This is a genomic window from Sphingomonas sp. M1A8_2b (assembly GCF_053345535.1).
This window is the reverse complement of the sequence record NZ_JBKFAH010000002.1, coordinates 788,568-806,115: the sequence shown is the minus strand read 5'-3', so window position 1 is coordinate 806,115 and position 17,548 is coordinate 788,568. Positions and strand designations below refer to the sequence as shown.

The following is a 17,548-nucleotide window of genomic DNA, read 5'->3' as shown; positions in this document are numbered from 1 at the left end:
TTTGATGGCGCTCGATATTCTCGTCGTGGACGACGAACGTGACATCCGCGAACTCGTGGCCGGCGTGCTCGAGGACGAAGGCTATGACACGCGGGATGCTGGCGACAGCGATTCCGCGCTTGAGGCGATTGCCGCGCGTCGGCCGTCGCTCGTCCTGCTCGACGTATGGCTCCAGGGTTCGCGGCTCGACGGGCTCGAACTGCTCGACGAGATCAAGCGTCGCGATCCATCGATTCCGGTGCTGGTGATCTCGGGTCACGGCAATCTCGACACCGCTGTCGCCGCCATCCGCCGCGGCGCCTCCGATTTCATCGAAAAACCGTTCGAAGCGGAACGCCTGCTTATCATGGTTGCGCGTGCGACCGAGACCGAACGCCTGCGCCGCGAAGTGGCGTCGTTGCGCGCGACGGTCGGCCGCGAGACCGATCTGACCGGCAACTCGGGTTCGATCAACGGCGTCCGGGCGACCTTGAAGCGCGTCGCGTCGACGGGGAGCCGTGTACTGATCATGGGTGCGGCAGGCGTCGGCAAGGAAGTCGCTGCGCGGCTGCTGCACGGCTGGAGTCTACGATCGGACGCTCCGTTCATCATCGTCAGCGCCGCGCGGATGACGCCGGAGCGAATGGACGAGGAGTTGTTCGGTGTCGAGGAAGCCGGCGATCTGGTTCGGCCCGGTCTGTTCGAGCAGGCGCATGGCGGAACGCTGTTCCTCGACGAGATTGCGGACATGCCGATCGCAACCCAGGCGCGTATCCTGCGCGCGCTCACCGACCAGAGTTTCACCCGGGTTGGCGGCACGCGCGTAGTGAAAGTGGACGTGCGGGTCGTGTCTGCAACGGCGCGCGATCTGGTGTTCGAAATCTCCGAGGGGCGGTTTCGCGAAGACCTCTATTACCGGCTCAATGTCGTGCCGGTCACGATCCCGCCGCTGTCGGATCGCCGCGAGGATATCCCGGCGCTGGTCCAGCATTTCATCGCGCACTATGCGTCAGAACGCCGCGTGCCGACCCCGGAGATCGCACCCGATGCGATGGTCGCGCTGCAGTCCTATGACTGGCCCGGCAACGTCCGCCAGTTGCGCAACGTCGTCGAGCGGACGATCATCCTCGCGCCTGGCGACCGGATTGGCCGGATCGATATCGATCTCCTGCCCGCCGAGGTGCTCGGCGATCAGGGTGACATGGGGGCTGCGGGCGGCACCGCGATCATGGGATCGCCGCTGCGCGAGGCGCGCGAGACGTTCGAGCGCGAATATCTGCGCGTCCAGATCCGGCGGTTTTCGGGCAACATCTCGCGCACGGCCAGCTTCATCGGCATGGAGCGGTCGGCCCTGCACCGGAAACTCAAACTGCTCGGGATCACCGAAACACGCGACGAATAGAGCGCCGTAATTTCGCCGCCCTCTGGAACTACGGCCGCATAGATCATAGATCACGTATGGCGCCCGGTAACCGGGTGCATCTCCGACGCTGGGAAACAGCGCCTCGCGGGCAAAGTCCCGCCAAAAACAAAGGGTTATCCCATTGGCCGAAAAACCAGGCTCGCTTCAGGACCTCTTCCTGAACGCACTACGGCGCTCCAAGACGCCGGTCACGATGTTCCTCGTCAAGGGCGTGAAGCTCCAGGGCATCGTCACATGGTTCGATAATTTTTCCGTGTTGCTCCGTCGCGATGGCCAATCGCAGCTGATCTACAAGCACGCGATCTCGACGATCATGCCCGCCGGACCGATGGACGTGTCGGCGATCGTCGACGCGGTCGGAGAGAACCAGAAGAAGCACCCGTTGTTGCAGGATATTTTTCTCAACGCGGTGCGCAAATCCGAAGATAGCGTGACGATGTTCCTGATCAACGGCGTCATGCTGCAGGGCCAGATCGCCGGCTTCGACCTGTTCTGCATGCTGCTCCAGCGCGAGGGCATGGCACAGCTCGTCTACAAGCACGCGGTCTCGACGATCCAGCCGGCGCGCCCGCTGAATCTTGCCGAAGAGCCCACCGACACCGATGATGATGCAGATGACGTGGACCATGACGATTGAGTAGCGGTTTCGAACGCGATCGGGACGAGTTCACCCGCGGCACTCGGGCGATCGTGGTATTACCCGACCAAGGCGACGCTTCGCGCGACGTCGATGCTCGACTTGAGGAGACCGCAGGCCTCGCCGCGGCGATCGGCGTCGAGGTGGTGGAGCGGATCGCCTACCGCGTCCGCCAGCCCAAGCCGGCAACGTTGATCGGCAGTGGTCAGGTCGAGCTGCTCGCGACCCAGGTGCGGATGGAAGAGGCGGGGCTCGTCGTGTTCGACGCGAGCCTCAGCCCGGTTCAGCAGCGCAATCTCGAAAAGGCGCTCGAAACCAAGGTCATCGATCGCACCGGCCTGATCCTCGAAATCTTCGGCGAGCGGGCTGCGACCGCCGAGGGACGCTTGCAGGTCGAGCTGGCACATCTCGATTATCAGGCGGGTCGGCTGGTCCGCAGCTGGACCCATCTCGAACGCCAACGTGGTGGCTTCGGCTTTCTGGGCGGTCCGGGCGAGACCCAGATCGAGGCGGATCGCCGCCTGATCCGCGATCGGATGGCAAGGCTCAAGCGCGAGCTCGAGCAAGTCAGTCGTACGCGGGGGCTTCACCGTGAGCGGCGCCAACGTGCGCCGTGGCCGGTGATCGCGCTGGTCGGCTATACCAATGCGGGCAAGTCCACGCTGTTCAACCGGCTCACGGGGGCCGACGTGATGGCCGAGGATCTGCTGTTCGCGACGCTCGACCCGACGTTGCGGCAGATCCAGTTACCCGGCATTGACAAAGCGATCCTGTCCGATACGGTCGGGTTCGTCTCGGACCTGCCGACGCAACTGGTCGCCGCGTTCAAGGCGACGCTGGAGGAGGTCGTGTCCGCCGATCTGCTCGTCCACATCCGCGATATCGCGCATCCCGATACCGAGGCGCAGCGGACGGACGTCGAAACCGTGCTGGCCGAGATCGGCGTCGACGAGAACACGCCGCGGTTCGAGGTCTGGAACAAGCTCGATCTCCTCGATGGCGATACGCACGAGGAGATCGCCGCGCAGGCTGCGCACCGTGACGACGTCGTCGCGATCTCGGCGCTGAGCGGGGAAGGGGTGGACGAACTGGTCCACCAGGTCGCCGCCAAGCTGACCGGTGCGCATCGTCGCTACAGCATCACGCTGGATGCGACCGATGGCGCAGGCGCGGCGTGGTTGCACGCGCACGGCGAGGTGCTCGGCAGTGCGGATGACGAGTTGGCGACGACCTATGAGGTTCGCTTGTCCGACACCGACTATGACCGGTTCATCCGCCGCGATGCTTGACCGCCTGCCATAGCGCTTCCTTCTGATCGAGCGTCATGGCGGCGAACGCGTCGCCGCCATCGGCCTCGATCGCACGGAACCGGCCCTCGAACTTCGCGTTGCCCGCGCGTAACGCGGCCTCGGGATCGACCCCGAGATGCCGTGCCCAGTTGGTGACGGCGAACAACAGATCGCCGATCTCCTCTGCCACCGTATCTGCACCAGCCTCGCGAACCTCCTCGATTTCCTCGTAGACCTTGGCAAGTGGACCCACCGCATCCGGCCAGTCGAAACCGACCCGCGCCGCACGCTTTTGCAGTTTCTCGGCGCGTGACAAGGCGGGCAGGCCGATCGCGACGCCGGCCAAGGCGCTGGGGTCCGGCTTTTCCGCCCGTTCGCCAGCCTTGATGGTCTCCCATCCCGGCGAGCTCGCGGCGTCGCCGAAGATATGTGGATGCCGCCGCTCCATCTTGTCGCTGATCGTGGCGACGACGTCGGCCAACGTGAATGCACCCGATTCCTCGGCGATGCGGCTGTGGAACACGACCTGCAGCAACAGGTCGCCGAGTTCGTCCTTGAGATCGGCGGGATCGTCGCGTGCGATCGCGTCGGCAACCTCATAGGCTTCCTCGATCGTGTACGGCGCAATCGTCGACCAGGTTTGCTCGCGATCCCATTCGCAGCCCTCCAGCGGATCACGCAACCGCGCCATGATGGAAGTGAGGCGTTCGATCATGGAAAATACCTGTTCGTTGACGATCGACCATGCACTAATGCAAGATCGATAATAAACATTATGTAAAGTCTAGCTTTGTTTCGGTGTCAGGATCAGCGTCGCATTCTCGACCCGCCAGGAATCCAACCGCGATAGAAAGTTCATCCCGATCACATCGGTGTCGCCGAACGCTGGCGATGTCACAACCCCCAGGTCGGTCGCCGTGATCGCCCCGAGCGTCACGCGTTTCACCGTCGCGGTCCGCGCGGTCACGTCGCCGTTGGCGGTCGAGATGACGACCGGAAACGGACTCTCGTCGCTGTCCAGTCCGGCGGCGCGCGCCGTGGCAGCCGACAGCGCCGTCGTCGTGGCACCGCTATCGATCAGCATCCGCCGTTTTACGCCATCTATGTCGACGTCGGCCCAGAAGTGACCGTCGTCCGCCATCCTGATACGCGTTTCGCTCCCGCTGACCTGCTGGTCGCTGATGGTCGACAAAAGTCCTGAAAACCGGTCCCGTTGGCTCGCGATCAGCACCCCGACGGTAAAGATCGCGATCCAGGCCAGCACCATCTTCAGCATCGGCTCAACCGGCAGCCTACGCGCGGCGAGCGCCGACAACGGCAAGATCAGCATGATGGCGTACAGCGCGAACTGGGCTGCACGATCGTCGGTCATGCGGTGAGCACCAGCCCGTCATAGCCGGGCTCGACACCCGCGGGCAGTTCGGCGCGCAAGGTCGCATAATCCATGCTGTGGTCCATATGGATCAGCGCCGTCCGCTTCGGCTTCAGCGTCTCTACCCAGGCAAGCACCGCGGGCAGCTCCATGTGCGTGGGATGCGGCCGGCGGCGCAAGGCATCGACGACCCAGATATCGAGGTCCTGATATAGGCTCGCCATATCGTCGGTCATGATATTGAAATCGGTCGCATATCCGATCGAAAGACCATCCGCGTCGAAACGCAGCCCGGCGGCATGAATGTTGCCATGCGGTTGATCGGTCACGCGGATATCGATGCCGCCGATCTGCAGCCGATCCGGCAATGCTTTGGCGGCGATCGTCGGCGGATACCCGGCTCGGCCGTGAAAGGCATAGGTGAACCGCGCATCGAGTGCCGCCAGCGTGGTCGGCCGCGCATAGCCGCGGACCGGCGTGCCGGTAACGTGGAACAGTTGCCGCAGATCGTCGATGCCGTGGCAGTGATCGGCATGATCGTGCGTCCAGATCACCGCATCGACCTGGTCGATATCGGCCGCCAGCAACTGCGCGCGCATGTCGGGACTGGTGTCGATCAGTATCCGCGTACCGTCATGCTCGACCAGCGCCGAGGCGCGCGTGCGGCGGTTGCGCGGGACCGTCGGGTCGCACTCGCCCCAGTCGTTGCCGATCCTCGGCACGCCGGAGGATGTACCGGAGCCGAGGATCGTGATCTTCATGCTTCCGCTCCGGCCACCCGCGTCTTGGCGAACAGCGTGTGGAAGTTCTCCGCGGTACGACGCGATAATTCCTCGACATTTTCTCCACGCAGATCGGCGAGGAACTGCGCGGTGTCGGCGACGAACCCGGGTTCGCCGGTCTTGCCACGGTGTGGCACCGGCGCGAGGAACGGTGCGTCGGTCTCAATGAGCAACCGCTCGATCGGCAGGCGTGCGGCCGTTTCTTGCAGATCACGGGCGTTCTTGAACGTCACGATGCCCGAAATCGAGATATAAAGGCCCATATCCAACGCCTTGTCGGCGAAAGCTCCACTCGCCGTGAAGCAGTGGATGACGCCGGGATAGGCCCCCTTCCCCATTTCTTCGGCCATGATCGCGGCGGTATCGTCCTCGGCATCGCGGGTGTGAACGACGATCGGCAGTCCGGTCTCGCGCGACGCGGCGATATGCGCGCGGAAGCTTGCCTGCTGGCGGGCGCGATCCGAGGTGTCGCGGAAATAGTCGAGGCCGCTCTCGCCGAGCCCGACCACCCGGGGGTGCCGTGCCCGCGCGATCAGCTTGGCCGCATCGACGTCGGGATAGGTGTCCGCCTCGTTGGGATGGATGCCGATCGTCGCCCAGACATCGGGCTCGCGCTCGGCGGTGGCGACGATCTCGTCCCATTCGCTCTCACGCGTCGAGATGTTGAGCATCGCCGTCACCCCCCTCGCCCGTGCCCGCGCGAGGACCGCCTGCTGGTCCTCGACGAGGCCCTTATAATTGAGGTGGCAATGGCTGTCGGCGAGCATCAGGCCTCCGCAGGGATTTCGAGACGGGGAAAGACCGGGCTTGGCGGCGCGATCCGGAAGGCCGACGCGGCGACGCGGTCGTACCAGCCATCGTCGTCGATCGCGGCGTGATCGCGCTCCATTGCGCCAATCTGGTCGAGTACCTTGCCCGCCGAGTCCGGCACGACGGGCAGGATCGCGATCGCCAGCATCCGGATCGCGCGGACCAACGTGCGCAACACCGCGTGCATCCGCTCCGGATCGGTCTTTCGCAGCGCCCAGGGAGCTTGAGCATCGATATACTGGTTACACGCGAACACGCCGCGCATCCACGCCTCGATCGCCTGCGACAGCGCGAGATCGGTGAAGCCGGACTTGAACCCGGCGCATGCCACGACGACCTCCTCGATCAGCATGCCGTCCGCATCCTGAACCGTACCCGTCGTGGGAAAGACGCCCTCCAAATTCTTGGCAATAAACGACAAGGTCCGCTGCGCCAGGTTGCCGAAGCTGTTCGCCAGCTCGGCGTTGACGCGCGTCACGATCGACTCCGGCGAATAGCTGCCGTCCTGCCCGAAGCTCACGTCGCGCAGGAAAAAATAGCGCAGCGCATCGACCCCGAACGCGTCCGCCAGCGCCATCGGATCGACGACGTTGCCGACCGACTTCGACATCTTCTCACCGCGGGTAAGAAGGAAGCCGTGGCCGAACACGCTCTTGGGCAGCGGGATGCCCGCCGAGAGAAGGAACGCGGGCCAATAGACCGCGTGGAACCGGACGATATCCTTGCCGATCAGATGGATATCCGCCGGCCAGTATTTAGCCTTGTCGCCGGTCATGTCGGGATAGCCGATCCCGGTCAGGTAGTTGGTGAGCGCGTCGACCCACACGTACATCACATGACCCGGGCTGCCCGGCACCGGTACGCCCCAATCGAAGCTGGTCCGCGATACCGAAAGGTCGTTCAGGCCACCCTCGACGAACCGCATCACTTCGTTGCGGCGGCTTTCGGGACGGATGAAATCGGGGTTGGCGGCGTAGAGATCGAGCAACGGCTGCTGATATTTCGACAGGCGGAAGAACCACGTCTCCTCCGCGGTCCATTCGACCGGCGTACCTTGCGGCGAGCGGCGATCGTTGCCCTCCCCGGTCAGTTCGGATTCGTCGTAGAACGCCTCGTCGCGGACCGAATACCAGCCCTCGTAGCGATCGAGATACAGATCGCCCGCATCCGCCATCGCCTGCCAGATCGCGGCGCTGGCGGCGTAGTGGTCCTCGTCGACGGTGCGGATGAACCGGTCATAGGAGATGCCAAGACGGTCCGCCATCGCGTGGAAATACGACGACATTTCATTGGCAAGTTCGCGCACCGGCATATCCCGGTCGCGTGCGGCCTGGACCATCTTGAGGCCGTGCTCGTCGGTCCCGGTCTGGAACAGGACATCGCGCCCAGCCTGACGCTGGAAGCGCGCGATCGCGTCGGCGGCGACCATCTCGTAGGCATGGCCGATATGCGGTCGGCCATTGGGATAGTGGATCGCGGTGGTGATATAGAAAGGGTCGGCCATGCCGCGCTCCTAGAGCATCGCCCGGAGCAGGTGAAGCCTGCGCAGTCCGATCAGTGGCGCAATGTCGCGACGATCCCGGCCATTTCGAACACGGTCGCCTGCGCGTCGAGCGACAAGCCGATCGCTGCGCCCGCCAGTTCGCGTGCCGCGGCGTGCGCGTCGAGCGCGGATCGCAGCGCCGGCCCCGACCGGGTTCGTGCGGCATCGGCAATGAACGCTGGCGCGCGGTCCAGGAATGCCTCGTAGCGCGGTTGCGCCGCCTTGAGCCCCAGCGACTTTGCGAGCTTCAACCGTCGTCCATTGTCCCGGTCGCCGTCCTGCGCGATCGCCGCGATCGCATCGTCGATCGCGGCGATGTCGAGCCCGGCATACCGGAGCGCACGACCAGGCGCGCCGTCGCTTGCGCGCACAAGCGCGGCGACCTCACCCTCGTCTGCGTCGGGTTGCAACGTCCGGATCGCCGTCGCGACCTCGCCATCGCTGAGTGCCTCGAACCGCAGCAACCGACAGCGCGAGCGGATCGTCGGCAGCAGTCGCCCGGGGGCATGGCTGACGAGCAGAAAGATCGTACCCGCCGGCGGTTCCTCGAGGTTTTTGAGCAGCGCGTTCGCCCCGCCCCGCTCCAGATCGTCGATCGCATCGATCACCACGACCCGGCGCGGGCTCATCGACGGGGTGGTCGCGAACAGCGGTTGCAGCGTGCGAACCTGTGCGATCGTGATGCTCCGCGCGAGATCCTGATCGGGTTTCTCCGGATCTTTCGGCAGCCGCGCAAGCACCCGGAAATCAGGATGGGACCCAGCTTCCATCAACGACCGTGTCCGGTTTCCCTCGGGCACGTCGAACCCGGCCGAGATTGCATTCGGATCGGCTCCGTCGGCCAGCATCTGCATCGCCGCAGCGCGCGCGAAACTCGCCTTGCCGACACCCTGGGGTCCGGCGATCAACCATGCATGATGCAACGATCCGCCACGCATCGCCGCCAGAAAGGCAGCTTGAGCGGCGGCGTTGCCGATGATCGACGTCATGCCGGCAACGCCATCCGCGCTGTGTTCATCAGCCGAAGAAGCCGGTCAGCCCTGCCCATGCGCGACCGAAGAAGCCGGCCTCGGCGACGTCCTTCTCGGCGACCAGCGGCATCGTCTGCTGAAGTCCGTCGGAGGTCGTGACGACCAGATCGGCGATATGCTGGCCAGCCTTGATCGGAGCCTTGATCGGACCGTCATAGACCACTTTGGCGGTCAAGGTCGGCGAGGTGCCGGCGGGCAGCGTCACGGTCAGTGCCTTGGGGGCGACGAGCCCGACCGAAGACGAATCGCCGAGCTGGACCGAGGCGGTCTCGACCTTCTTGCCCTTCGCGACGATCGGCTTGGACTGCCACGCGCGAAAGCCCCATTCCATGAAGCGCACCGACTCTTCGGCGCGCTGGCCCGAACTGGTCAGACCGGCGACGACCATCACCAGGCGACGGCCATTCTGCACGGCTGAGCCGGTGAAGCCATAACCGGCCTCCTCGGTATGCCCGGTCTTAAGGCCATCGGCCCCGGCGACGCGGCCGAGGATCGGATCGCGGTTCGCCTGGGTGATGGCGCTGCCGCCCATCGTCTTGCCCCAGGTGAAGTCACGCTTCGAATAGAATTGCTTATAGAGATCGGGGTAGTTGGTGATCGTTGCCGCGGCGAGCTTGGCGAGATCATGCGCGGTCACATAGGTGACGCCGTTGTCGGGCCACCCGTTCGCGGTGCCGAAATGGCTGTCCTTGAGGCCGAGCTCGGCGGCCTTGCGGTTCATCCGCTCGGTGAACGCCTGCTCGGAACCGGAGATGCCCTCGGCGAGCACGATGCACGCGTCGTTGCCCGACAGTGTGACGATGCCGTACAGCAGATTGGCGACGCTGACATTCTCACCCGATGACAGGAACATCGTCGAACCCGCTGCCGGACCATGCCATTTCGCCCAGGTCTCGGGCCGCACCGTCATCATCTGGTCGAGCTTCAACTCACCCTTCTTGACCATGTCGAACGCGACATAGACCGTCATCATCTTGGCGAGCGAGGCCGGCGGCATGCGGCGATCCGCGTCCCGCGAGAACAGCACCGCGCCCGACGACAGGTCCTCCATATACGCGATCGGCGCGGCGGTCTGGAACTGCGGCGCGGCGGCTACCGAGGGGTGTGCCAGCGCGATGGCGACGAGCGGTGCGACGATCAGCTTCTTCATGGGGTATTCCGTGAGCAAAAGGGAACTCGATCCGTAGGCAGGATGTAACGCAGGTCATAGCCGCGCTCGGCGATGGCGTCACGTGCCGTTGCACGCAAATTCCGCCTAGCGCTCGACCGCGTCGGCGAGCAGGCCGACCGACAGCGCGTAGAAATTCGAGCAGTTATAGTCGAGAATTACGCGGTAGTTGCTCGTAAGCAGATACGCGGTGACGCCGGGGCCGTCGGGTTCGAGCAACGTTGCCATGACGCTGTCGGCGGGCCAGGATCGCGCCTGCGGCGATACGCCCAGCGCGCGCCATTCGGCGATCGTCCGCCAGCCGCTATGGCGTTCGAACACGCGTGGGCAGCGCGGCGAGACCAGTCGGTTGCGGACCGAGGACCGATCGAACCCGGCAGGCACGTTCACCGCGAATCCCCAAGGCTGACCAGCACGCCATCCTGCGTCGACGAAGTAATTGCCGATCGATGCCAGCGTATCCGCGGGGCTGTTCCAGATATCCGCGCGGCCGTCGCCGTCGCCGTCGCGCGCAACGCGCAGATAGATCGACGGCAGGAACTGCGGATTGCCCATCGCGCCCGCCCAGCTGCCCTTCAACTGGTCGCGCGACACACCACGATCGATCATCTTGAGGCCTGCGATGAACTCGCCCGCGAACAAGGACCGCCGACGCCCCTCATAAGCGAGGCTCGCGAGCGATCGGAGGATATCGAAGTCCCCGGTATAGCTGCCGTAATTGGTTTCGTGTCCCCAGATGGCGACCATGATCGATTCCGGCACGCCGGTGCTCCGCTCGATCCGTTCCAACCGATAGCGCTGTGCCTGATACGCCTGTCGACCACGCGCGATCCGCGCTGCATCGACATGCTGCATCCGATACGGCGCGAACGACAGCACCGGGCTGGGCCCGCTCGTACTGCTGCCGGGTTGCTTGCGATCGAGGTCGATGACCCGCTGGTTGAGCGTCAGTCCGGGAAACACCGCGTCGACGGTCCGCCCGCTGACGCCGGCGGCCAGCGCCTGTTGCCGCAACGTACCCATATACGCCTGGAACGCTGAGTCCTGGGTCGTCGGATATTGCGGGGGCAAGTCCTGCGCCGCCGCCGGGTTCGCGAGCCCGCAAACCGCAAGCACCGCTGCCAATCCCATTGCTGTCCCGCGCAATCGCGCCGTTGCTGTCGATGTCCCGCCCATGGACAGGCTCTGCCACAGCCGTCGCCCAACAGAAACCTCGCATCGTCGCACGATCGGCACAGTCAGGCTCGCGCCGGCGTTGCCGACGGCGGACCGGCCGACGTCCGCGGGATCGTCCACCATCTGCATATCGCGCTTGCACAACCCGGCAACTACGCCTAACCGCAGCGCCGTCGGGGAGTGGCGCAGGCTGGTAGCGCACCTGGTTTGGGACCAGGGGGTCGCAGGTTCGAATCCTGTCTCCCCGACCATCATCGGAAAACCGTTGTTTTGCATGCACTTAGCGTTCCGCGCTGTAGTAAGTGCTGGAGCTTTTGCTGTAGCATCAGGCGTTGGATGGCGCCGAGACCTCCGTTTCATACCGAATGCGGTTTCGGCGAGCTTTGCACTTCAAGTTGTAGGTCAACTTCCTGCATACGGCTCGCGGGGGTAGCAGGCACATGGCGAACGAGATTGATTGGGCAGATTGGGCTCAGGCTGCCACCGGGGTCGTTGCTCTTTTAGCCGTTCCCACCTCAATCAAGACCGTTTGGACAAGGCTTCGCTATCGCTTTGACGCCGTGCGCATACCCGACGCATTAGATCGTTCGGGAGGTGAAACGCACTGGACGATAGGGATCAAAAATAGATCCACGACAATGCGCCCGCTGGACGTGGTAATTCATCCTCGACGGCTACGTAACGTAGTAGGATTCGCTTCTATTGAAACGCCGAACGATGGCGGCGTCTTGGTATCGAAAGCCGACTCTTAGTCCGGTTCACTTGACATCAAAGCCGAACGAGTCGCTCGGAATCGAACTATCAAGATAAAGGTAGTCTTCTCTGCTCCAGATATTCCCAAGTTTCACAGTCCCGTTCACAATCTATCCGCAATAATTGATTTGAATACCCGAAGCGGAAATATAATGCCTCACGGCCATGTAGCGACTGCGCATGTTCGCTTGATGATGCTTATGTTTCAATTCGCAGATTTTACCGGCTTTATCTTAATCCGCCTTGGGGTGCTTGCATCTAGTAAGTGAGCCGGGGTGTGCTTGTTGACACGCACTTTTAGCACCTCTGAACAACACAATAGGGTTCCACCCTATTGACGTTCCACCGCACGACTCATCTGCGGGGGAGCAATACGACTATGGGGACGACCAACACCGTCGCGACGGTCACGACGGACGACATTCTTGAACTGAACGCGATCGGCGATGCCATATTTGCGAAGTGGTTTCCGAACCACCGCCCCAGCGATCCAGCGATCCAGCGCCCACAGAGCCACCGATTCACGTCATACAAGAGGCTGATGAGCTTGCTTGTCTCCTTCCTATGGTTGCCTTCTTACCGTGACACCAAACGGTTTGGGCCAGATGTGAGACCATGGACTGCCCTCCCCTAGGCTATGGGGGGGCAGCATCCATTCGAAGACTGTTGCAAATGGAACGATCTCCAAGATAATCATTTTTTGGGTCGCCCAATTCGACCTACGCCATCATAATAGCCTTCCAGCAATCCAAAGTGATCGAGAATGCGTATCGAATTGCTGTGAGCAGCGTTCAGCCTGTGATCCTCGGTTATGGCGATGTTACCGCGTCAGCAGCCAGACAAAGGTCCTTTTTTAACCACTATTCAGTTACGCTAATCGCTGGCTCCAAGCTTGTTCGAGGCGACCCATAAGCCGACATTCGTGGCGCCTTCTAGCCTTCCCAATTTCTGCCATTCATTCATTGGTGTGCAGGCATCTTGAAGTCGTATTGAATGGCGGAAATCAAAGCCGGCGTTCCGAAGGAAGGCGCCCAGCGACGGCTATTGTAAAAAGCCGCCGTTCCGCGTTTGCCCGGAAGCAGCATTTTCTGCGTGCAGCATCTGCCGCTTACGGGCGGCCTTCTTTTGGCAGCCGGCCCGCTCGCAGGAAACGAGCCAATCCGAGATTACAGACACAGCTAGGGGCAAGCCCACATGTTGATTACCGTTCGCGATAACAATGTCGATCAAGCTTTGCGCGCGTTGGTACCCGATTCGTCCCGCCGAGTTAGTCGGCCGGAGGCCCATCGAGCCACATGCCGCGCAAATGTTACGATCATGACCCAAAAGGCGATGCTCAGAACTACGTGCATACTTCCCGAAAGCTGCCGTCCGTTCAGCAATTCTACGGCCAGGAGGGGCAGCTATACGGTTTAGGCAGTAGGCTCGCCGGTAAGATATGGATCCACCGGAACCTCTGCAGGGATGGACACGCGCGGCGACCGTTTTGACACTGCCGAAGCGAGCCATTCAGCGCCGCCCTCCCTATGACGGGTAGAGCCGTCGCCGCGTGTCGCAACACGCCCATAGACGGGGCGCTCGCGATCAGCGGGCGACCCCGCGAACATCGCTGCGATGTTTCCATAGGTACTCGGATCGCGGCCATCGAGGCTAAGCCGGTCGTTCAGATAGCAAGCGGTCGCCCATGCCGCCTGCGGGCTCGGAGTCATCGCAATGATCCGCTTGCCCCAGTACATCCGCAGGTTGTTGTGCATCCAGCCTTTGGCGAGGAACTGACGCTGGCAGGCATTCCACGTCTCGTCTCGCGTCGAACCCGTCAGCATGGCGGCAAGCGTCTCTTGCTCGGGGCGGGGGTCGCTAGCGTGCCGCTCGAGCGTGTCGACCGCCCAGCCTGCAACGCGGTCGTATCGTTCCGGTGCGGCAAGCCCTCGGGCCTGATAATGGAACCACTCCCGCCATCCGAGCAGTTCGTCGGCAAACTTGCGCTTGTGCTGGCTGCCGGCTTGGGCGCCCTGGACAGCGGCCATGATCTCGCGCGGACCAAGGACGCCAAAATGCAAGTAGGGCGACAGGCCACTCGCGCCGTCCGTGCGGGTGGCATCGTTGCGTGCCGACGCATAGCCCGGCAGCACGTCCTCGACTAAGCGGACCAGCCGCGCCTCCGCTGCAACGCGCCCGGCGGGATGAAGAGCACTGACCGGCAGCGAATGATCGATGTCGAGGTTGGCGATCAGGGTAGCAAGGTCGGCCTTTTCGGACCGGTCCGGTGTGAACGGCAACGCCGCGGCATAGGGTTCTGCGTCCGCAACCTCCTCGTCCCAAGCCGCCCAGTCAACGCGTGCTGGCTCGTGAAGGCGCAAGAACGCGGTTCGACCACGGACGTCGTTGCCGATCACCGCCGGTGGCACCAGGCAGGCGGCGTTGACTGCGAAGACCGGCACGTTCACCCGAGCGGCCACCCGCTCCGACTGCCACCGCGCGACGAAGGTGGGCTGGTCCTCCAGCATGATCGCTGCGGCGTCGGCCGCTAGTCTGTAGACCAAGCCCTTCTCGCGCTGTCCCTCGCGATCGATGTGCCGGACGCACGTCAGCCCGCGCTCGCGGCATCCCTCAGCGATATCGAGGCTCGCGCCGAGTATGAAGTGGTGGAGACGGTCGGACGCATACGGATAGTTCTCGCGTACGCCGTGATAGACGAGGACGGGAAGCCGCCGCGCATTGCCGAGGCGGATGGCCGCGTCGATGACCGGGTTGTCGTACGCGCGCAGCGCCTGCTGAAGCCAGCACAGCACGTAGCGTCCGGTTCCTGGCAGCAACCGATCGTTCAACACGCGGACGCGCGATGCCTGCCGCCAGTCGAAAAGGCCTTCGGGCAGGCCAACTGGCACCATCATGAGGTTAGGTCGCGCCGTTGCACCTCGGTCGACGCGATCGTGCCTAAAATTGTCGGTGCGTTACCCTCGAATATGTCGGCCAAATCGAGCAGATCGTCATCCCGAAGCGCGATGATCGACGCCGTGATCTCGGCAAGCGATCTTACCGCTCGCTCCGCCTCAGCGGCTTTCCTTTTTATCCGTGTCTTGAGCATGGTCGACGACTAGCAGAATCGGTTAGTCAATGGCAGTAAGGTACATTACCCGGCGGCGAAAAAGTCTGGCGGTCGCGGAGATTACGCGCTTCTCGACGTTGCCCCTTCGGGGCGGGGCAAGGGAAAGCTGCCATTTCCCCCAGCACGCGACGACCCTGAACGCAACATTCACGGCCATTCGCACACGACCCAAGAACGGACATCCATTAATTTCAGTAGCTCACAGACGTCACCACTCAGATCGGCATGTGCAATCCTATCAAGCCGGAAACGGCATCCAACGTCGCTCGGCGCTCTGGGCAGCGAGCGAGCGACGGTGGTTGATCAAGCGTCAGCGAACGGCGAAAAGTCCATCGCCGCGAGGTCCGTGAGCAGATCAGACCCCGTCGGCTCCCATCCAAGACGCGCCCGAGTCCAGCCACTCGAAGCGATCATGTCGAGCGCGGCGAACGGCGCCATCCAGCCAAAATAGTGCTCGACTTCGTCGTCTGTGACCGAACGGACCGGCAATCCCGATCCCTTTCCGATCGCTTCAGCGATCTCGCGTGCCGTCACTCCTTCCTCAACGGACGCATTGTAACGGGCACCTGGCTCGCCCTTCTCCAATGCCAGAACGTAAAGCTTCGCGACGTCCCTGACGTGTGCAGCAGCCCAGCGTGTAGTGCCCTCGCGTACATACGCCATCGCTCCTGCACGGCGCGCCTCCGCGATCAGCGGCGTGATCAACCCGGCCTTGGTGGTGTCATGCACCTGTGGCAGCCGAATAGTGCGTACGTCAACGCGCTTGGCGATCAGCGCCGCGCCCGCGAGTTCGGTCGCGATGCGCGGATTGGCGTGGCGCGGGTTAAGAACGTCCTCGGTCGCGGGGCCGCCGTTGAGCGGCGTGCCGATGCCGACGCCCGAGGTGATTAGGATCGGCTTATGCGTCCCTGCGAGCGCCTCCCCCATGGCGGCGATGTTGCGTTCGTCCTTTTTGGTGTTCGCGAAGAAGGTATCGAAATTATGGTCGAACGCGCAGTGGATCACCGCGTCGGCCGCCGCAGCGCCACTCGCAAGCGTTTCGGGCTTATCCAGGTCGCCGCGATGGACTTCGACGCCGGCCGCTTCGAGGCGATGGGCTCCCGCGTCGGAGCGGGTGAGGCCAAGTACCTTATGACCTCGAGCGAGGAGTTCGGGAATAACGTGCGAGCCGATAAAGCCGGTCGCGCCGGTTAGAAACACGCGCACGGAGAATCTCCTTGTTGCCAAGGCGACGTATCGCGACCTGCCAGACCGTGTTAAAGTAGTGATCTTATCGTGGTATAGCATGTAACAGGATCGACCATGACCGGTGAGGCGACAAACCCACTCGGAACCTACCTTCGCGATCGTCGAACCCGGCTCGACCCAGTGGCATTCGGGTTCGGCGGCGGGCGGCGGCGTACCCCAGGACTACGTCGCGAAGAAGTGGCAAGCCGCGCCAACATCAGCCCGACATGGTACACGTGGCTGGAGCAGGGGCGTGGTGGCGCGCCATCAGCCGACGTGCTCGACCGCATCGCCAAGGGCCTGATGCTCACCGAGCCGGAACGCGAGCACATCTACATGCTCGGCCTCGGCCGTCTTCCCGAGGCGCACTACCAACCGGTCGACGGAATCAGTCCCCGGCTTCAACGTGTGCTCGATGGCATGGTGCTGAGCCCGGCAATCATCAAGACCGCGATGTGGGACGTCGTCGGCTGGAACCGCGCCGCGGCGATGTTGCTGACCGACTATGCCAAGCTCCCGCGCGAAGGTCGAAACATCCTTCGTTTGATGTTCGGCAGCGACCGTGTCCGCGCCCGGAACGAGGATTGGGACGGCATCGCCCGCTACGTCGTCGGTGCCTTTCGCGCGGACGTCGCGCGGGCGGGTGCCAACAGCAGCGCGGCGACGGCCGATTTGGTCGCCGAACTGTCCAGCGTCAGCCCCGAGTTCGAGGCACTGTGGCGCGACAACGACGTGGTCGCGCACACCGAGGGGGTAAAACGCATTCATCACCCAGATGCCGGGCTGCTTGCCATGGAGTTTTCTTCATTTGCCGTAGAAGGGCGCCCCGAACTCGGAATGATCGTCTACAACCCAGTATCATTGGTGGATGCAGAACGACTGCGCGTAGTGCTGGACGCTCGCGATTGATCGCTGGAGCGATCCAGGCATGGTTGTTGCGACCCACAAGAAGACGTCCGCAGGCCCCTTTGCCATCCAACTTCAGATGTTCATTCAGCATGGGTTTCTACCGCATGCTGAAAATCTACGCGGTGATGCCACTGCTTTTGACTTGCGCCAAGTGAATGCCAGCTAAGCCCATGAGCGCTCCGTAATTATCAGCGCTCTGCGCTGCGGTTTGGCAGCGGCGGCGGCGTCCCCCAATCAAGCGGAAAACGCGCATGGGGGGACGGACGTCGATGGTTTGGCACATGCTGTTGTTCGATCGCCAAGAAAGGGATAGCGCATCCACCAAGTCGTGGCCCCCGTG

General features: G+C 63.2%; 15 protein-coding genes and 1 tRNA gene. 5 read left to right on the top strand and 11 right to left on the bottom strand.

What is annotated here, in order from left to right:
* Nucleotides 1–4: 4 nt before the first annotated feature.
* From ntrX to hflX, 3 genes are all read left to right on the top strand, one after another.
* A complete protein-coding gene (ntrX, locus tag ACLBWL_RS11800; RefSeq protein ID WP_447793215.1) occupies nucleotides 5–1,381 on the top strand; it encodes a nitrogen assimilation response regulator NtrX in 1,377 nt (458 codons plus the stop codon).
* An 88-nt stretch (nucleotides 1,382–1,469) separates the two neighbouring features.
* Nucleotides 1,470–2,039 (top strand): RNA chaperone Hfq, encoded by a 570-nt coding sequence (gene hfq / locus ACLBWL_RS11795; protein WP_447793501.1) that lies wholly within the window; start codon nucleotides 1,470–1,472, stop codon nucleotides 2,037–2,039.
* Complete coding sequence (gene hflX / locus ACLBWL_RS11790; protein ID WP_447793214.1) at nucleotides 2,036–3,328, top strand: GTPase HflX; 1,293 nt, start codon at nucleotides 2,036–2,038, stop codon at nucleotides 3,326–3,328. Before hfq ends, hflX begins: the two co-directional genes overlap by 4 nt.
* Here the strand turns inward: hflX and mazG are convergent.
* The 8 genes from mazG to ACLBWL_RS11750 form a co-directional block, all read right to left on the bottom strand.
* Nucleotides 3,309–4,043 (bottom strand): nucleoside triphosphate pyrophosphohydrolase, encoded by a 735-nt coding sequence (gene mazG, locus ACLBWL_RS11785; protein ID WP_447793212.1) that lies wholly within the window; start codon nucleotides 4,041–4,043, stop codon nucleotides 3,309–3,311. The genes hflX and mazG overlap by 20 nt on opposite strands.
* 69 nt (nucleotides 4,044–4,112) lie before the next feature.
* Nucleotides 4,113–4,700, bottom strand: a complete 588-nt coding sequence (locus ACLBWL_RS11780; RefSeq protein WP_447793210.1) for a retropepsin-like aspartic protease family protein — start codon at nucleotides 4,698–4,700, stop codon at nucleotides 4,113–4,115.
* A complete protein-coding gene (locus tag ACLBWL_RS11775) occupies nucleotides 4,697–5,461 on the bottom strand; it encodes an MBL fold metallo-hydrolase (protein WP_447793208.1) in 765 nt (254 codons plus the stop codon). The genes ACLBWL_RS11780 and ACLBWL_RS11775 overlap by 4 nt, the downstream gene beginning before the upstream one ends.
* The gene (locus tag ACLBWL_RS11770) at nucleotides 5,458–6,249 is read right to left on the bottom strand and encodes a TatD family hydrolase (RefSeq protein ID WP_447793206.1); all 792 of its coding nucleotides are present in this window, start codon (nucleotides 6,247–6,249) and stop codon (nucleotides 5,458–5,460) included. The genes ACLBWL_RS11775 and ACLBWL_RS11770 overlap by 4 nt, the downstream gene beginning before the upstream one ends.
* The gene (metG, locus tag ACLBWL_RS11765) at nucleotides 6,249–7,796 is read right to left on the bottom strand and encodes a methionine--tRNA ligase (protein ID WP_447793205.1); all 1,548 of its coding nucleotides are present in this window, start codon (nucleotides 7,794–7,796) and stop codon (nucleotides 6,249–6,251) included. The genes ACLBWL_RS11770 and metG overlap by 1 nt, the downstream gene beginning before the upstream one ends.
* Before the next feature lie 50 nt (nucleotides 7,797–7,846).
* Nucleotides 7,847–8,824 carry an AAA family ATPase gene (locus tag ACLBWL_RS11760; protein WP_447793203.1) on the bottom strand — a complete coding sequence of 326 codons (978 nt, stop codon included), beginning with the start codon at nucleotides 8,822–8,824 and terminating at the stop codon, nucleotides 7,847–7,849.
* Nucleotides 8,825–8,852: 28 nt separating this feature from the next.
* The gene (locus ACLBWL_RS11755; protein ID WP_447793201.1) at nucleotides 8,853–10,016 is read right to left on the bottom strand and encodes a D-alanyl-D-alanine carboxypeptidase family protein; all 1,164 of its coding nucleotides are present in this window, start codon (nucleotides 10,014–10,016) and stop codon (nucleotides 8,853–8,855) included.
* A gap of 105 nt (nucleotides 10,017–10,121) precedes the next feature.
* Nucleotides 10,122–11,165: a lytic murein transglycosylase gene (locus ACLBWL_RS11750; protein ID WP_447793199.1), complete on the bottom strand. Its 1,044-nt coding sequence runs from the start codon at nucleotides 11,163–11,165 to the stop codon at nucleotides 10,122–10,124.
* Between the two features lie 219 nt (nucleotides 11,166–11,384).
* On the opposite strand from ACLBWL_RS11750, the gene ACLBWL_RS11745 reads away from it, so the two are divergent.
* Nucleotides 11,385–11,461 (top strand) — tRNA-Pro (locus ACLBWL_RS11745).
* 1,914 nt (nucleotides 11,462–13,375) lie between these two features.
* Here the strand turns inward: ACLBWL_RS11745 and ACLBWL_RS11740 are convergent.
* The 3 genes from ACLBWL_RS11740 to ACLBWL_RS11730 form a co-directional block, all read right to left on the bottom strand.
* On the bottom strand, nucleotides 13,376–14,857 hold the full coding sequence (locus tag ACLBWL_RS11740; protein WP_447793197.1) for a deoxyribodipyrimidine photo-lyase: 1,482 nt from the start codon (nucleotides 14,855–14,857) through the stop codon (nucleotides 13,376–13,378).
* Nucleotides 14,854–15,051 carry a hypothetical protein gene (locus ACLBWL_RS11735; protein ID WP_447793195.1) on the bottom strand — a complete coding sequence of 66 codons (198 nt, stop codon included), beginning with the start codon at nucleotides 15,049–15,051 and terminating at the stop codon, nucleotides 14,854–14,856. The genes ACLBWL_RS11740 and ACLBWL_RS11735 overlap by 4 nt, the downstream gene beginning before the upstream one ends.
* Before the next feature lie 324 nt (nucleotides 15,052–15,375).
* Nucleotides 15,376–16,278, bottom strand: a complete 903-nt coding sequence (locus ACLBWL_RS11730; RefSeq protein ID WP_447793193.1) for an SDR family oxidoreductase — start codon at nucleotides 16,276–16,278, stop codon at nucleotides 15,376–15,378.
* A 96-nt stretch (nucleotides 16,279–16,374) separates the two neighbouring features.
* Here ACLBWL_RS11730 and ACLBWL_RS11725 point away from each other — a divergent pair, with 96 nt between their 5' ends.
* Complete coding sequence (locus ACLBWL_RS11725; RefSeq protein WP_447793191.1) at nucleotides 16,375–17,208, top strand: helix-turn-helix transcriptional regulator; 834 nt, start codon at nucleotides 16,375–16,377, stop codon at nucleotides 17,206–17,208.
* Nucleotides 17,209–17,548: the final 340 nt, after the last annotated feature.

Excerpts from the sequence above, each read along its gene's own strand:
- ntrX (WP_447793215.1), top strand. The coding sequence starts at position 5 with ATGGCGCTCGATATTCTCGTCGTGGACGACGAACGTGACATCCGCGAA.
- mazG (WP_447793212.1), bottom strand. The coding sequence starts at position 4,043 with ATGATCGAACGCCTCACTTCCATCATGGCGCGGTTGCGTGATCCGCTG.
- ACLBWL_RS11780 (WP_447793210.1), bottom strand. The coding sequence starts at position 4,700 with ATGACCGACGATCGTGCAGCCCAGTTCGCGCTGTACGCCATCATGCTG.
- ACLBWL_RS11775 (WP_447793208.1), bottom strand. The coding sequence starts at position 5,461 with ATGAAGATCACGATCCTCGGCTCCGGTACATCCTCCGGCGTGCCGAGG.
- ACLBWL_RS11770 (WP_447793206.1), bottom strand. The coding sequence starts at position 6,249 with ATGCTCGCCGACAGCCATTGCCACCTCAATTATAAGGGCCTCGTCGAG.
- metG (WP_447793205.1), bottom strand. The coding sequence starts at position 7,796 with ATGGCCGACCCTTTCTATATCACCACCGCGATCCACTATCCCAATGGC.
- ACLBWL_RS11760 (WP_447793203.1), bottom strand. The coding sequence starts at position 8,824 with ATGACGTCGATCATCGGCAACGCCGCCGCTCAAGCTGCCTTTCTGGCG.
- ACLBWL_RS11755 (WP_447793201.1), bottom strand. The coding sequence starts at position 10,016 with ATGAAGAAGCTGATCGTCGCACCGCTCGTCGCCATCGCGCTGGCACAC.
- ACLBWL_RS11750 (WP_447793199.1), bottom strand. The coding sequence starts at position 11,165 with ATGGGATTGGCAGCGGTGCTTGCGGTTTGCGGGCTCGCGAACCCGGCG.
- ACLBWL_RS11740 (WP_447793197.1), bottom strand. The coding sequence starts at position 14,857 with ATGATGGTGCCAGTTGGCCTGCCCGAAGGCCTTTTCGACTGGCGGCAG.
- ACLBWL_RS11735 (WP_447793195.1), bottom strand. The coding sequence starts at position 15,051 with ATGCTCAAGACACGGATAAAAAGGAAAGCCGCTGAGGCGGAGCGAGCG.
- ACLBWL_RS11725 (WP_447793191.1), top strand. The coding sequence starts at position 16,375 with ATGACCGGTGAGGCGACAAACCCACTCGGAACCTACCTTCGCGATCGT.